This is a genomic window from Rahnella sp. P4_A8, from assembly GCF_056402435.1.
Genome location: NZ_JBFUHK010000006.1, coordinates 85,044 through 100,331 on the forward strand (window position 1 = coordinate 85,044; position 15,288 = coordinate 100,331).

The following is a 15,288-nucleotide window of genomic DNA, read 5'->3' on the forward strand; positions in this document are numbered from 1 at the left end:
GCTTTTTTGTTATCTGCGCCTTGTTGGTAATTTAAGACCTTTCATCCTCGCATCAAAAATATGCCAAAAACTGAACCATCCATTTACGCCCACCGGGCCAGCCCATTTCTCTCTCGGGTAATTTGTCATCACTTTTAATCGTATGTCACCCACCGGATGTTTATTTTTTGTTATTTCAAAAAACAAACAATAATCCACACCCATATAATGTGTTTCCAGATAATAAAATGTTTCCTGATGCTGATGCAACGCCCGGCCTAATAACGCATTTTCATTAATGAGTTTATTTATAAGCTCGGGTAAGCGGAATGAATATGAATGACGTTGCGGACAAAAATATCGCTGATGCTTTCCGGGAGCATGAGGATAAACCCACAACTCAGATTCTGCCTGATGCGCCGTGAAACAATGATCAGTGTAGACCACAAAAATCCGTAACTTACGGGTTGGAAAATCGTCACTGGCTGGCCTGACAGCAACAATTGTCGATGCCCGAAGATGATCAAGCGTATAAATCACACCATTTATTTGAAAGGGCGGCCAGAATGTCATGATAATTTGCCTGGATAAGTGAAGCGAAATAATATCCGGAACAAAATGACAAAGATAATGAAAGAGATTAATCGTGACGTGCCGATTTAATAAAATAAGGGGAAATAAATTGATAATATCATGCACAACCATTCATGATGTGTATAAATAATCAATATTGTTTTCAGCTCACCCAATTCCGCCGGTCTATTTTCCCCAACCCCATCGCCAGTAATAATCCGCCACCCAGTCCGCAGATAAACAAAAAGGCGATGTTCAGCAGCGGATATTGCGGAAAGTCGAGATGCTGGCTGCGCAGGCCAATGATGATCAGTGCATGAAAGCCGTAGATGGCCAGGGAATGACGGGAGATCAGGGCAAATCCCGGCAGCATGCGGTGTGTCAGCGCGTTTTTGAACACCACGAACAGCGCGATGGCGGAGATAAACACCAGCGGGCCGCTGTAGACGTAAAAAGTGTCGGCGAAATTCTGGTTAATTTGCATCTGCCGGTACGTACCCGTGGCAATCGCCAGCGTGCTGAGGATAAACAGGGCGCTGGCGGTAAGCGTGATTACCATTTTTTCAGTATTGAGCTGGCTGATGGCGCGGCCCATCAGGGCGTAAAGCACGTAATAGAAGGTATCGCCACTGATGTATAAATCCAGCGGCAAAAGATGGATTTTCTGCCATGTCACGGCAGGCAGTTGCGGATTCGCCAGGACGCCAAGCAACGTTCCGGCGATCAGCAGGTATCTGCCGGAGACGGCTTTAACGTTAATCAGCGGGGAAATCAGGTAAATCACGATAATGGCGTAGAAAAACCAAAGATGGTAAAACACCGGTTTTTCCACAATCAGACGCAATGACGGCCAAAATCCTATTTTTGTCATCGTGAGGATATACATCAGCGAGACGGCGCTGTAGAACAGCAAACATAATGTGACGCGCCAAAAATGCCGTTTTTGCGCACTTTTTTCACCCAAAAATAGCGCACCGGAAATCATAAAGAACAGCGGCACACAGACGCGCGAGGCGGAATTGAGCAGGTTTGCCACTGTCCATTCAGCGGTATGGACCGCAGCGAAATTGACCACCAGCGAGGTGCTGGCGTGGATCATCACCACCATCATGCAGGCGAGCCCACGCAGATTATCTATCCAGCTGATTTTTTGGCTCATTCCCTGCAATTTCCTTCTTACCGATGGTTGTTGGCAGCGTAGCCAGCTTTTGGAGGGCTAACAAGGCAAAAGTGCCGTTCTCAGATTGTGCTGAACGTGAATCTGAAGATTGCGTTGCGCTCAAATAATCGGCAAAATAGCCAGCATTACTGCCTCGCTTGCGAAACCCGCCCGGACAGTCTCTTATTTTCTGCTAATTTTCAACCGATTAGCCTTACGTCTGTGAATAACTAAAATGCATAATTCTCCAAATACTGTGTCCCTTCTGGGTCGGCAGGCGCTTTTGTTCCCTCTGTGCCTGGTGCTGTTCGAATTCGCGACTTATATCGGTAACGATATGATCCAACCGGGCATGCTGGCCGTCGTGGCTAATTTTAATGCCGGGGAAGAATGGGTGCCAACATCCATGACCGCTTATCTGGCTGGCGGCATGTTCCTGCAATGGCTGCTCGGGCCACTGTCAGACAGGCGCGGGCGTCGTCCGGTCATGCTGGCGGGCGTGAGCTTTTTCATCATCACCTGTCTGGCCATTTTGTTCGTACAAAACATTGAACAGTTTATGGTGATGCGTTTCCTGCAAGGCATCAGCCTGTGCTTTATCGGCGCGGTCGGCTACGCCGCGATACAGGAATCCTTCGAAGAATCGGTGTGTATTAAAATCACGGCCATGATGGCGAATGTCGCGCTGATTGCCCCGCTGCTCGGGCCGCTGGCCGGTGCGGCGCTGATCCACATTGCCCCGTGGCAGTCGATGTTTGTAATTTTCGCCGTGCTCGCCGCTATCGCGCTATGGGGATTGTGGAAATCGATGCCGGAAACAGCTTCCCGCCTTGGCGAACCGTTCTCGATGCCAAGCCTGCTGCGCGATTACAAGCACGTGCTGAAGAACCGTCAGTTCGTATGCGGCGCGCTGGCGATTGGTTTTGCCAGCCTGCCGTTGCTGACATGGATTGCACAGTCGCCGGTGATTTTAATCAGCGGCGAAGGCTTAGCCGCTTACGATTATGGCCTGTTACAGGTGCCGATTTTCGGCGCACTGATTATCGGTAACGTTACGCTGGCGCGCCTGACGGGCAAACGTACCGTCGAATATCTGATTAAACTGGGCGCAGGCCCGATGGTGGTCGGTTTGCTGATCGCTGCGGTGGCTACGATGTTTTCTGCGCATGCCTATCTGTGGATGACCGCCGGTCTGAGCCTGTATGCGTTCGGAATTGGTGTGGCGAATGCCGGTTTGTACCGCCTGACGCTGTTCTCCAGCGACATGAGCAAAGGGACTGTCTCCGCCGCCATGGGCGTTATCAGCATGATGATTTTCACGGTTGGGATTGAGCTGGCAAAAGTGGCTTATGTCGAAGGCGGTGCGGGGATGTTTAACATGTTCAACCTGATCAGCGGCCTCGCCTGGCTGGCGCTGGTGGTGGTTTTCCTGCGCAGCCGTCAGGTGGTGCTGCCGCCGAACAGCGTGGTGTGATTTCGTACTGAGTCGCCTGCAAAACCCCCTCCCCGCCTCCCCCTTCGCAGGGGGAGGAGTAAAAACGCCGACCTGCCCCCTCCCCTGCGAAGGGGAGGGCTGGGGTGGGGTATTAATGGCAACTCAGAATCAGAAAAGCCCCATCGGTTTACTCGAATAACTCACCAGTAAACATTTCGTTTGCTGATAGTGATCCAGCATCATCTTATGGGTTTCGCGCCCGATACCGGATTGTTTGTAACCGCCGAATGCCGCATGTGCCGGATAGGCGTGATAGCAGTTGGTCCAGACACGGCCAGCCTGAATGTTGCGCCCCATATGATACGCCACGTTGCCGTCACGGCTCCAGACACCCGCCCCCAGCCCGTACGCCGTATCGTTGGCGATTTGTAACGCCTCATCCATATCTTTGAATGTCGTTACCGCCAGCACCGGTCCGAAAATTTCTTCCTGGAAGACGCGCATATTGTTTTTACCCAGCAAGATGGTCGGTTGCAGGTAATAACCCTCGTTCAGCGAACCTTCAAGTTTTTTCTTCGCACCGCCGGTCAGGACTTCCGCGCCCTCATTTTTACCGATTTCGATGTAATCCAGAATGGTTTTCATCTGTCCGGCAGACACCTGCGCGCCCATCTGGGTTTCCATATCCAGCGGGTTACCGGTTTTGATCGCTTCCACGCGTTTGATTGCCCGTTCCATAAAGCGTTCGTAGATGGACTCCTGCACCAGCGCACGGCTCGGACAGGTACAGACTTCGCCCTGATTGAAGGCAAACAGCGCGAACCCTTCCAGCGCTTTGTCGAAGAATTCGTCCTCTTTATCCATCACGTCGGCGAAGAAAATATTCGGCGATTTACCGCCCAGTTCCAGCGTAGCCGGGATCAGGTTTTGTGCAGCATAGCCGGCGATCCGCTGGCCGACTTCCGTCGAACCGGTGAAAGCGACTTTGGCGATACGTTTGGAGGTCGCCAGATATTCGCCGATTTCCCCGCCCGCGCCGTTGACCACGTTAATGACGCCAGCAGGCAGAATGTCCTGCACCAGTTCCATCAGCAACAGAACCGACAGCGGCGTCAGTTTGGCCGGTTTGAGTACGATGCAGTTACCTGCCGCCAGCGCCGGTGCCATTTTCCAGCACGCCATCAGCAGCGGGAAATTCCACGGGATAATTTGTGCCACCACGCCCAGCGGTTCGTGGAAATGATAGGCCACGGTTTCGCTGTCGATTTCGCTGATCCCGCCTTCCTGTGCGCGTACGCAGGAGGCGAAATAACGGAAATGGTCGATGGCTAACGGCACGTCTGCACCACTGGTTTCGCGGATCGGTTTGCCGTTATCCCAGGTTTCGGCATTTGCCAGCAGTTCAAGATTTTGTTCCATGCGATCGGCGACTTTCAGCAGTAAGTTTGCACGCTGCTGCACCGGCATTTTTCCCCACGCGTCTTTGGCTTGATGGGCGGCATCCAGCGCCAGATCGACGTCATCGGTGCTGGAACTGGCCACTTTACACAGCACTTCGCCGGTAACCGGCGTCAGGTTGTCGTAATACTCTTTTTTTACCGGCGCGACCCATTCACCGCCAATAAAGTTGTCGTATTGTTTTTTGAGTTTCAGCGGGAAACCGTATTCTTCCGGTTTGACGGCATGAGGATTTTTATCATAGGCCATGATGGAACTCCTTTATGCAACAGGGATTAGCAGAGCGCTGCACAAAGCTTAGGCTTTAAAAATCTCACCGGCAGATTGTAAAGAGAAGTCTTCGAGCGGCCTCACACCTTTTTCGCTGCAAAGCTGGCGTTACCACTTCCGGGGGGTGTGGTGCGCGCAAAACTCTCGCGCTGGAACAGGCGTTCAACCAGTTTTACCAGTTCGGGATGCTCGACACACCAGCCCGGCGCAATACGCCGGAAGTTGAGATAGCCCAGACAACAGGCGACGGCAATATCGGCCACGTTGAGGCTTTCAGAATTGAGCAATGTGCGGTTTGCCGCATGCTTTTCCAGCGCATCCAGCCCGCGCAGCAGTTTTTCCCGCTGGCGCAAAACCCAGGCTTCGTTACGTTTATCCGCATCGCGGCGACCTTCCAGCACCAGCGCCACGGCAGCATCAGTGACGCCGTCGGCCAGCGCTTCAATTTGCTTCACGCGTAACGCTTCCAGCGGCTGCCACGGCAACAGCGTGGGCGCGACATTCATCAGTTCGATGAACTGCACAATGATCGGGGAATCATAGAAAATTTCGCCATCATCGGCGACCAGCGCGGGGACTTTTCCGAGAGGATTGTACTGCGTGATTTTGCAGCCAGGTTCGTGGGGGGTGTCATTAATGAAATCAAACGGGATGCCTTTTTCCAGCAACATCACAGAAATTTTGCGTACATACGGGCTGGTATAACTGCCGATCAATTTCATCAGACCCTCCTCGTTTTCGCCGGAACCTCTTTTAAAGCTAGCAGCCATGCCGGGGTTTACCAGTCACGGCTGCCAGATTTACAGGTTACCCGGCGGGAAACAGGAAAGGGTTGATGCCGCTGCCGGAAAATCCTTTATCTTCCATCCGGTCATCGAGCAGCAGCGTGGCGAGGTCGTCCGCCACGGCGTCTGCCTGCGGATCTTTATCCTGATAAATCACTTTCAGGTACGCGCCGCAATCGTCACAGGCTTCGGCTTTCACCGTCGCCTGCTCATCGTCGATAGACCAAAGGTTCAGATGCTCCATTTCATCACAGTTGCTACATTTGGCGCGCACCACATGCCACTGGCTTTCACACAGATTGCAGTGCAGATAGCGCAGGCCACCGGCATTGATCACCGCAGACACAGGAATACTGCCGCAGACCGGGCAGAACTGACGATTTTCGCCATAATCCGCCCGCCCGACACCCCGCAACTGCGCCGCCATCTGCGCCCAGTACAGCGACAACGCGGCCCAGATAAACGGGGCTTCATCGGCCGGAACGTGTTTGAAATCCTGATTCAGCAACTGCGTCGCCATCATTTCCCGCTGCAGGCTCGGGGAATGTTCGAGGCGCTCAAGTACGCCGGACACCGGCTCTGATGCGCCATGTTTGAGCACCAGGATCAGCGCATCCAGCAAGGTCAGCCAGTGCGGCGTGCGCGGAAACAGACGGCAGTCGAGTGGCGGTTTACCGGCCGCTTTTTCTAATTCGCCACTCAGGTCGATACTGAGCGGAAACTCTTTCAGCACGCGCTGCTGGGCGTCGCAAATCGCCGCAGCAAAGTTCAGATATCCGTCGAGCGGGCTGTTTTCAGCCAGCGCGCGCAGACGATCGGCGCGGCGCTGATACAGTGTTTTCAGGTTGGCGAACAGTACCGGCGGGATGTTCCCCGCCGTGGTTTTACCGTCTGTCAGTTCGTCCTGTTGAACAATCTGGATGCTCATCCGGCTTTCCTCTTATCTTGTTCTTTTTTCAGCTCTTCAGCACGCACCTGACGATACCAGCGCGGATGGTGATACTTCGCCCACGACGCGGGCACTTTGCCGCCGGTCATGGCCGAAATCGACCCTTTCGCCCAGGTCGCCGCGTAGACGTGCATGATGATCACCAGAATCAGGCCAATACCGGCCAGTGAATGCACCAGCAGCGCCAGACGGATCAGCGGGATCGGGAAGTAACCAGCAAACCACGGACGCCAGATCATGACGCCGCTCGCCATCAGCAGCACAAGGCAACTGATCGCCGCCCAGAACACGCATTTCTGGCCGAAGTTATAGCGGCCTGTGTCGCCGACTTCATGATTGGTCAGCACTTTGCCGATATTTTTCGCCCACACAATGTCATCTTTTTCCGGCAGGTTGTGCTTCCAGTAGCGGAAGAACATACCGAGGAAAGAGACGAACATCACCACGCCGAAAAACGGGTGCAGGATACGCGCCAGTTGCGGGGTGCCGTAAACGTTCATCAGCCAGTTAAACGACGGGAAAAAGAAGCCGATGCCGCTGAGCGCGAGCGTCACAAAACAAAACGCCACGATCCAGTGATTGAGACGTTCCACCAGGTTATAGCGCTGGATTAACTTCTCTTTTTTCATGAGCGTTTCTCCTCATCGTCATGTTTATCTTCCCCTTCCGTATGCTCTTCCTCTTTCACGTAATTCGGCCCCACGCCGAGGAAGTGGAATGCCGCCGCGGCGAAGGTCACTGCAAAGCCGACGGCGGCCAGCGGTTTCCAGACACCTTTCCACAAGGTAACCGCCGCGCTGATGGCCGGATCTTTTGGCAGGCCGTGATACAGCTCAGGATTGTCGGCGTGATGCAGCACGTACATCACGTGCGTGCCGCCAACGCCCTGCGGATCGTATAAACCGGCATGTTCAAACCCGCGGCCTTTCAGCTCGCTGACGCGTTCTGCAGCCAAATCCTGCATCGCGGTTTTAGTGCCAAAATGAATCGCACCTGTCGGGCAGGTTTTCACACAGGCCGGTTCCTGGCCGACGCTCACACGGTCAACGCACAGCGTGCATTTGTAGGCACGGTTATCCTGTTGGTTGATGCGCGGAATGTTGAACGGGCAACCGGCGATGCAGTAACCGCAGCCGATGCAATGTTCTGACTGAAAATCGACGATGCCGTTGGCGTACTGCAAAATCGCGCCTTCCGCCGGACAGGCTTTCAGGCAGCCCGGATCGGCGCAGTGCATGCAGCCATCTTTGCGGATCAGCCATTCCAGCTTGCCGTTTTGTTCCACTTCGGAGAAACGCATCACCGTCCAGGATTTCGCACTGAGATCCATCGGGTTATCGTAAACGCCGGTATTAAACCCGACGTCATCGCGCAGGTCGTTCCATTCGGAACAGGCGACCTGACAGCCTTTACAGCCGATGCAGGTGGTGACATCGATGAGTTTCGCCACTTCCTGCTGATGATCACGGGCACGCGGCGCTGGCGTGAACCCGTTGGTTGCGGACTTACGAAGTATGTCCTGTGATTGCATTGCCATAATTCGCCTCCGTTAGACCTTTTCCACGTTAACCAGGAACGCCTTAAACTCCGGCGTTTGCGAGTTAGCGTCACCGACTGACGGCGTCAGCGTGTTGGCTAAATAACTTTTACGCGTTGCGCCTTCAAAACCCCAGTGGCAAGGGATGCCAATGGTATCAACGTGCTTACCGTCGATGGTCAGTGGCCGGATGCGTTTGGTCACCACGGCTTTCGCCACGATGAATCCGCGCTTCGAAGACACTTTCACTTCATCGCCCTGCGCAATGCCCTTCGAGGCGGCCAGACCTTCGCCGATCTCGATAAACTGTTCTGGCTGCGCAATGGCGTTCAGCAACGCGTGTTTGGTCCAGTGGCGGAACAATTCGGTGATCGAATAGGTGGTCGCCACATACGGGAAGTCTTTGGCGGTGCCCATATTCGGCAAATCGCTGGCAAAAATGCGCGCGACCGGATTGGAAATCACAGCCGGATGCAACGGGTTGGTGCCAATCGGCGATTCGATCGGTTCGTAATGCTCAGGGAACGGGCCGTCGGCCATTTTGTCAGTGGCGAATAAACGGCCGACGCCTTCCTGTTGCATGATGAACGGCCCGACACCGGACCCCGGCGCGGCGGCGCTGTAATCCGGGACATCAAAACCAATCCACTTCGCGCCATCCCAGCGGATGATTTCGCGTTTCGGATCCCACGGCTGGCCCTGCGGATCAGCAGACGCACGGTTATACAGAATGCGGCGGTTGAGCGGCCAGCACCACGCCCAGCCGGACGTACAGCCCAGACCGGAAGGATCGGCATTATCGCGGCGCGCCATCTGGTTACCGGCTTCCGTCCAGCTTCCCGTGTAAATCCAGCAGAAACTGGCGGTGCTGCCGTCATTTTTCAGATGGGCAAACGTCGAAAGTTGCTGGCCTTTTTTCGCCAGCAGATTGCCCTGGTCATCATGAATATCAGCCAGCGCTTTGCCGTTGGCTTCGCGGGCGATTTCTTCCGGCAGCGGGTCGAGCGGATCCTGATAATCCCACGCCATATTCATTACCGGCAGCGGATTGGCACCGCCCTCTTTCTGGTACAGCTCACGCAGTTTCATAAACAGACGGGCGATAATTTTGCCGTCGTGCAGCGCTTCACCCGGTGGCTCAGAGGCCTGGAAGTGCCATTGCAGCCAGCGACCGGAGTTCACAATCGAACCGTTTTCTTCTGCAAAACAGGAAGACGGCAGACGGAATACCTCGGTCTGAATATCGGCGGTCTGCACGTCGTTCATTGCACCGTGGTTTTGCCAGAAGTTTGAGGACTCAGTCACCAGCGGGTCGATCACCACCATGTATTTGAGTTTTGAGAGTGCACGCGAGGATTTGTTTTTGTCCGGGAAGGCCGCCAGCGGGTTGAAGCCCTGCACGATATACCCGTTCAGCTTGCCTTCGGTCATCAGCTCGGCCTGTTGCAGCACGTCGTAGCTTTTGTCCCATTTCGGCAGCCAGTCAAAGCCCCAGTCATTTTCCGCCGTGGCGTGATCGCCCCAGAAGCTTTTCATCATACTGACGAAAAAGTTCGGCGTGTTTTTCCAGAAATTGACCTGTCCATCCACCAGCGGTGCGGGCGTAATCTGATGCAGATAATCAGTGAAATTAGTCTGTTTTTCCGACGGCAAAGGCATGTAACCCGGCAGGTTCAGCGACAGCAAACCGAGGTCGGTATAGCCCTGAATATTGGAGTGACCACGCAGGGCATTCACGCCGCCGCCCGGCATACCAATGTTGCCAAGCAGCAACTGGATCATCGCCGCACAGCGGATGGTTTGTGCGCCGCCGGTATGGTGCGTCCAGCCCAGCGCATACAAAATGGTCGAGGTTTTATCGCGCGCGCAGGTTTCCGCCAGAATGGAGCTGATCAGCAGGAAATCTTCTTTCGAGGTACCGCACAGACGTTCCACCAGTTCCGGCGTGTAACGGGAAACATGCTCTTTCAGCAAGTTCCAGACACAGCGCGGGTCCTGCAACGTTTTATCCTGTTTCGCGAAGCCTTTTTCATCCAGCTGATAGTGCCAGCTTTCTTTGTTATAGGATTTTTTCGCCGCGTTAAAACCGCTGAAAAGACCGTCGTTGAATTCATAATCTTCACGTACCAGCAGGCTGGCATTGGTGTATTCCAGGACGTATTCGGTCTGAATTTTATTGTGGGTGATCAGATAGTTGATCATGCCGAGCAGGAAGGCCGTGTCAGAACCAGCGCGAATCGGCGCGTAGATATCGGCCACCGCAGCACTGCGGTTAAAGCGCGGATCGACGACGATGACTTTGGCGTTATTTTTGGTTTTGGCCTCAATCACCCATTTGAATCCGACAGGGTGCGCTTCCGCCGCATTTCCGCCCATAATTAAAATCACATTGGCGTTTTTGATGTCGACCCAGTTGTTCGTCATCGCACCACGACCAAAGGTTGGCGCTAATGCCGCCACGGTCGGGCCATGACACAGACGGGCCTGACAGTCGATCGCCACCATACCCAGCGCGCGGGTGAATTTCTGATCCAGCAGACCGGTTTCATTACTGGCCGCAGAAGAACACAGCATGCCGGTGGTCAGCCAGCGATTGACCGTCACGTTGTTTTCATTTTTCTCGACGAAGTTGGCGTCGCGGTCATCTTTCATCAGGCGGGCGATACGGGAAATCGCCTCGTCCCACGTGATGCGCTGCCATTTATCGGAACCGGGAGCGCGGTATTCCGGATATCTGAGACGGCCTTCGCTGTGGATGTAATCCAGCACGCCTGCGCCTTTCGGGCACAACGAGCCACGACTGACCGGATGATCGGCGTCACCCTCTACGTGGAAGATATTTTCAGTGACGTTTTTCGCGCCATCGCCCTGGCTGTAAATCAGTATTCCGCAACCTACGGAACAGTAAGTGCAGTTGTTGCGGGTTTCACGGGAGCGAAGCAGTTTGTATTGGCGGGTTTCCGCCAGCGCCATGGTAGGAGTAAATCCTAATAATGCCGCCGTGGTGCCGGCCATACCACCCGCACATATTTTGAATAATTGTCTTCTGCTGACTTGCATGAAAGACTCCTTCCCATCATCTGTTAACACATTGCTTTTCAAATTGGCGCTTTCCGCAGCTGATGCGGAAGCGTTAAAATTAAAGCCAAGTACCCATAGTTTTTGTACGGCTTATGTAGCCGGAATGTTTATAAGGTTATTGCTAATGGATGTCCATCAAGTAAACGAACTGGGCGAAAAAGATGACAAAAAAGTGACTCAGATCATCGGAGCCAGCCAAAAAACGGTGATGCAGCGCGCACATCTCAATGAGCCGGAAGATGACTGGATTGCTCAGGAAGTGCCCGTTGCGCTGGTTTATAACGGCATTTCGCATGTGGTCATGATGGCTTCACCGAAAGATCTGCAGGCCTTTGCGCTGGGCTTTTCGCTGTCAGAAGGGATTATTGAATCGGTCAGTGATATTTACGGGATGGAGGTGACACCAAACTGTAACGGGATTGAGGTTAACATCGAATTATCGAGCCGCCGTTTCGCCGGGCTGAAAGAACGCCGACGTGCCATGGCAGGCCGCACCGGGTGCGGCGTCTGCGGCATCGAACAGTTAGGCGATTTATTCCGCCCGCTCGCGCCGCTGCCGTTCAGCCAAACCTTTGATCTGGCGAATCTGGACAACGCGCTGCACCAGCTGAAATCCGTGCAGGAAATCGGCCAGCTTACCGGCTGTACCCACGCCGCCGCGTGGATCACGCCGGAAGGTGAATTACTGGGTGGCTGCGAAGATGTGGGCCGTCATGTAGCTCTCGATAAAATGCTCGGTATGCGTGCCAGACAAAACGACTGGATATCCGGCGCCGCGCTGGTATCAAGCCGCGCCAGCTATGAAATGGTGCAGAAAGCCGCGATGTGCGGCATCGAAATCCTGTTTGCCGTCTCCGCCGCCACCACGCTCGCAGTCGACGTTGCCGAAAAATGCAATCTGACGCTGGTCGGTTTCAGTAAACCGGGACGGGCAACGGTGTATACGCATCCGCAGCGGTTACGTTAACTCTCTCTAAGCACCGCGTGCCTTTAGACAATTTAGGATTGTTTGCGGTTATCTGGTTCTAAGCCCCGTATAACAGGCGCTTACGAGTACCCGCACAAAGCATGGAGCATAGATAATCATTTTCAATATCATTTAATTAACTATAATGATCCGACTGATTACGCGGTGCTCACAATGACGGTGCCGCCCTACACTATGGAGACGATGAACATGAGTTATTCACTGCCATCACTGCCTTACGCATACGACGCACTCGAACCGCATTTCGACAAAGAAACGATGGAAATCCATCACACTAAACATCACCAGGCTTACGTGAACAACGCTAACGCTGCGCTGGAAAGCTTGCCGGAACTGGCTGCATTGCCGGTTGAAGAACTGATCACCAAACTGGATCAGGTTCCTGCAGACAAGAAAGTTGCACTGCGTAACAACGCAGGCGGCCACGCTAACCACAGCCTGTTCTGGAAAGGCCTGAAAACCGGCACCACCCTGCAGGGCGAACTGAAATCTGCGATCGAACGCGATTTCGGCAGCGTTGACGCTTTCAAAGAAACTTTTGAGAAAGCAGCGACCACTCGTTTCGGTTCAGGCTGGGCATGGCTGGTGCTGAAAGACGGCAAACTGGCGGTTGTTTCTACTGCTAACCAGGACAGCCCGCTGATGGGCGAAGCCATTTCCGGCGCTTCCGGTTACCCGCTGCTGGGCCTGGACGTGTGGGAACACGCTTACTACCTGAAATATCAGAACAAACGCCCTGATTACATCAAAGCCTTCTGGGCTGTTGTAAACTGGGACGAAGCAGCAAAACGTCTGGCTGAAGCGAAGTAATTTCGCCCTGCCGCCCTTCGCGGGCATGATGATGTTTTCGCCAATGGCGGGTCAGTGACCCGCCTTTTTTATGTCCTGAATTTGTATGCATGATCACTGTTTTACAGCGAATTATTCTTCCGTTTCCCACCATTATTAGACCCCGCTCGCATTAATCAAAAATACGCCACAGATCCTATAAAGTTTATTAAACAACCTACCGATAGATTGTTCACAAAGGCGTCACAAAAACGCATGTCTATTTAAAAGGGATGTTTGACGGAGAATGATTATGAGTAACGGATCGGGTCTTTCGCAGTGGATGAACAATCTCAAGGTCGGCACCAAACTGGGTCTGGGTTTCGGGCTGGTGCTTTTGATCGCGGCCGTCATTACCACTGCGGGAATGATTAAATTTAACGACATCAGTCAGCGTGCGGAAAAAGTCGATTTCAGTAATCAGATGAACGCATTACTCAATGATGCCCGCCTCAGCCGTACGCTTTATCAGCTCAATTACAATCCGGCATATCTCAAACAAAATCAGGACAACATAGACGCGCTGTCGCAACTGATTGAGCAGTCGAAAGACAAGCTGAAATGGGATGCCGCTGGCCAGGCAGAACTGGAGCAGGTGCCGGTAAAAATTCATGAATATCAGCAGGCACAAGCCGCGTTTAAAGAAGCCGTCGACCGCAAAGATGCGGTACGCGCCAGCTGGAATCTTTCCGAAACCGAAGCCGTTGTGAAACGTTTACAAGATCAGCTGCGTGTGGAAGATGCCGATCCTTCCATTCGTCTTTCACTGGCCGAAGTCATTCAAAAACTGATCAACGTGCGTTATGACGTGCGCGGCCTGTTGCTCAACATCAACAAGGAATCGGAAGCCAGGCTGTTAAAGTCAATTGATGATACGCAGGCCAATGCTAAAAAGCTGAACGCATTACTGTTGCCGGATCAGCAGGCCACACTCGCCCCGCTGATGAGTGCGCTGGCGACCTATAAAGATCACGTTATGGCCTACATGCCGGCTTACGAAGATGAACAAAAGAACTCGCAGCTGCTGACAGTAAAAGCCGCTGAGATGAACACACTGGTCGCAAAAATATTCAAAAATGAACTGGATAACACGCATAAAGACATCACTAATGCGCAGATGATCATGATGGTGATTACGCTGATCGTAATGCTGGTGGGGATTATCATTGCATGGCGAATCACCCGCCAGATTGCCCAGCCGCTGCGCGATACGCTGAAAACGGCGGAGGCGATTGCGCGGGGCGATCTGACTGTCGCGCATCCAACCACACGTCGCGATGAGCTGGGTATGCTGATGAACGCGGTGTCCGCGATGAGCCAGAATCTCAGTACGATGATTTATGAAATCCGCTCCGGCGTTTCACAGGTTTCTCACGCGGCGGCTGAAATCGCCGCCGGGAATACCGATCTTTCCTCACGCACCGAACAGCAGGCCGCAGCGGTTGAAGAAACCGCCGCCAGCATGGAAGAACTGAGCGCGACGGTGAAACAGAACGCCGATAACGCCCATCACGCCAGCAAACTGGCCAGCGAGGCTTCGGGCACCGCAACGCTCGGCGGCAAACAAGTCGGCGAAGTGGTCGACACCATGCAGCAGATTTCCGGCAGCTCAAAACGTATCGCCGAAATTACGTCCGTCATCAACAGCATCGCGTTCCAGACCAATATCCTGGCGCTGAACGCTGCGGTTGAAGCCGCGCGTGCCGGTGAACAGGGTCGCGGATTCTCAGTCGTCGCCTCGGAAGTCCGCATACTGGCACAGCGCAGTGCGCAGGCAGCGAAAGAGATCGAAGGGCTGATTGCCGAGTCGGTTGAACGTGTTAACACCGGCGCGAAGCTGGTGGAAAATACCGGACGCACCATGCAGGATATCGTGAAATCCGTCTCGCATGTGCGCGATATCATGGGTGAAATCGCCTCTGCTTCTGACGAGCAAAGCCGTGGTATCAGCCAGATTTCGCAGGCGATTGTCGAAATGGACAGCACGACACAGCAGAACGCCGCGCTGGTTGAGCAGTCATCCGCTGCCGCCGATTCACTCGAAGATCAGGCCGCGACGCTGACGCAGGCAGTCTCGGTATTCCGCCTGGCCGATAACGGCGATATGCTGGCCGCACCGGCATCCGCCGCGCTGCGCCGTCCGGCCCTGCCGCTGCCAGTTCAAGGCAAAACCAGTCAGGATAACTGGGAAACGTTCTGACTGATGAACCTGCGCACCCCGCATGTGCGCAGGTATTCCTTCTACT

The 15,288-nt window shown here is 53.8% G+C and carries 12 protein-coding genes; 4 read left to right on the plus strand and 8 right to left on the minus strand.

The annotated features are described in order from the left end of the window. Nucleotides 1–9 precede the first annotated feature (9 nt). A complete protein-coding gene (locus tag AC1DUO_RS05290; protein ID WP_126124045.1) occupies nt 10–552 on the minus strand; it encodes a hypothetical protein in 543 nt (180 codons plus the stop codon). A gap of 163 nt (nt 553–715) precedes the next feature. Then, a complete protein-coding gene (locus AC1DUO_RS05295; protein WP_119261066.1) occupies nt 716–1,711 on the minus strand; it encodes an acyltransferase in 996 nt (331 codons plus the stop codon). Between the two features lie 235 nt (nt 1,712–1,946). Between AC1DUO_RS05295 and AC1DUO_RS05300 the strand changes: the two genes are divergently transcribed. Then, nucleotides 1,947–3,185, plus strand: coding sequence for an MdfA family multidrug efflux MFS transporter (locus AC1DUO_RS05300; protein WP_477986695.1), 1,239 nt, complete (start codon nt 1,947–1,949; stop codon nt 3,183–3,185). 129 nt (nt 3,186–3,314) lie between these two features. Here the strand turns inward: AC1DUO_RS05300 and exaC are convergent, their stop codons facing one another. The 6 genes from exaC to fdnG form a co-directional block, all read right to left on the minus strand. Then, on the minus strand, nt 3,315–4,853 hold the full coding sequence (gene exaC / locus AC1DUO_RS05305) for an acetaldehyde dehydrogenase ExaC (protein ID WP_013573400.1): 1,539 nt from the start codon (nt 4,851–4,853) through the stop codon (nt 3,315–3,317). Nucleotides 4,854–4,954: 101 nt separating this feature from the next. Then, nucleotides 4,955–5,596 (minus strand): glutathione S-transferase, encoded by a 642-nt coding sequence (locus AC1DUO_RS05310; RefSeq protein ID WP_013573399.1) that lies wholly within the window; start codon nt 5,594–5,596, stop codon nt 4,955–4,957. A gap of 85 nt (nt 5,597–5,681) precedes the next feature. Then, nucleotides 5,682–6,587, minus strand: coding sequence for a formate dehydrogenase accessory protein FdhE (gene fdhE, locus AC1DUO_RS05315; protein ID WP_013573398.1), 906 nt, complete (start codon nt 6,585–6,587; stop codon nt 5,682–5,684). Beyond that, nucleotides 6,584–7,237 carry a formate dehydrogenase cytochrome b556 subunit gene (gene fdoI, locus AC1DUO_RS05320; RefSeq protein WP_013573397.1) on the minus strand — a complete coding sequence of 218 codons (654 nt, stop codon included), beginning with the start codon at nt 7,235–7,237 and terminating at the stop codon, nt 6,584–6,586. The genes fdhE and fdoI overlap by 4 nt, the downstream gene beginning before the upstream one ends. Next, a complete protein-coding gene (gene fdxH / locus AC1DUO_RS05325; protein WP_013573396.1) occupies nt 7,234–8,145 on the minus strand; it encodes a formate dehydrogenase subunit beta in 912 nt (303 codons plus the stop codon). Before fdxH ends, fdoI begins: the two co-directional genes overlap by 4 nt. A 12-nt stretch (nt 8,146–8,157) precedes the next feature. Then, nucleotides 8,158–11,205: a formate dehydrogenase-N subunit alpha gene (gene fdnG, locus AC1DUO_RS05330; RefSeq protein ID WP_119261065.1), complete on the minus strand. Its 3,048-nt coding sequence runs from the start codon at nt 11,203–11,205 to the stop codon at nt 8,158–8,160. Nucleotides 11,206–11,350: 145 nt separating this feature from the next. Here fdnG and fdhD point away from each other — a divergent pair, with 145 nt between their 5' ends. The 3 genes from fdhD to AC1DUO_RS05345 all read left to right on the plus strand — a co-directional run bounded on the left by fdhD (nt 11,351) and on the right by AC1DUO_RS05345 (nt 15,242). Then, a complete protein-coding gene (gene fdhD / locus AC1DUO_RS05335; RefSeq protein ID WP_112151992.1) occupies nt 11,351–12,193 on the plus strand; it encodes a formate dehydrogenase accessory sulfurtransferase FdhD in 843 nt (280 codons plus the stop codon). A gap of 210 nt (nt 12,194–12,403) precedes the next feature. After that, nucleotides 12,404–13,024, plus strand: a complete 621-nt coding sequence (gene sodA / locus AC1DUO_RS05340; protein ID WP_013573393.1) for a superoxide dismutase [Mn] — start codon at nt 12,404–12,406, stop codon at nt 13,022–13,024. A gap of 271 nt (nt 13,025–13,295) precedes the next feature. Further along, complete coding sequence (locus tag AC1DUO_RS05345; RefSeq protein ID WP_112151993.1) at nt 13,296–15,242, plus strand: methyl-accepting chemotaxis protein; 1,947 nt, start codon at nt 13,296–13,298, stop codon at nt 15,240–15,242. The last annotated feature ends 46 nt before the right edge of the window (nt 15,243–15,288 follow it).

What these genes read in the sequence shown, in the direction of transcription:
- AC1DUO_RS05295 (WP_119261066.1), bottom strand. Translation starts at nt 1,711, where the DNA reads ATGAGCCAAAAAATCAGCTGGATAGATAATCTGCGTGGGCTCGCCTGC.
- fdxH (WP_013573396.1), bottom strand. Translation starts at nt 8,145, where the DNA reads ATGGCAATGCAATCACAGGACATACTTCGTAAGTCCGCAACCAACGGG.
- fdoI (WP_013573397.1), bottom strand. Translation starts at nt 7,237, where the DNA reads ATGAAAAAAGAGAAGTTAATCCAGCGCTATAACCTGGTGGAACGTCTC.
- AC1DUO_RS05345 (WP_112151993.1), top strand. Translation starts at nt 13,296, where the DNA reads ATGAGTAACGGATCGGGTCTTTCGCAGTGGATGAACAATCTCAAGGTC.
- AC1DUO_RS05290 (WP_126124045.1), bottom strand. Translation starts at nt 552, where the DNA reads ATGACATTCTGGCCGCCCTTTCAAATAAATGGTGTGATTTATACGCTT.
- sodA (WP_013573393.1), top strand. Translation starts at nt 12,404, where the DNA reads ATGAGTTATTCACTGCCATCACTGCCTTACGCATACGACGCACTCGAA.
- fdnG (WP_119261065.1), bottom strand. Translation starts at nt 11,205, where the DNA reads ATGCAAGTCAGCAGAAGACAATTATTCAAAATATGTGCGGGTGGTATG.
- AC1DUO_RS05310 (WP_013573399.1), bottom strand. Translation starts at nt 5,596, where the DNA reads ATGAAATTGATCGGCAGTTATACCAGCCCGTATGTACGCAAAATTTCT.
- AC1DUO_RS05300 (WP_477986695.1), top strand. Translation starts at nt 1,947, where the DNA reads ATGCATAATTCTCCAAATACTGTGTCCCTTCTGGGTCGGCAGGCGCTT.
- fdhE (WP_013573398.1), bottom strand. Translation starts at nt 6,587, where the DNA reads ATGAGCATCCAGATTGTTCAACAGGACGAACTGACAGACGGTAAAACC.
- exaC (WP_013573400.1), bottom strand. Translation starts at nt 4,853, where the DNA reads ATGGCCTATGATAAAAATCCTCATGCCGTCAAACCGGAAGAATACGGT.
- fdhD (WP_112151992.1), top strand. Translation starts at nt 11,351, where the DNA reads ATGGATGTCCATCAAGTAAACGAACTGGGCGAAAAAGATGACAAAAAA.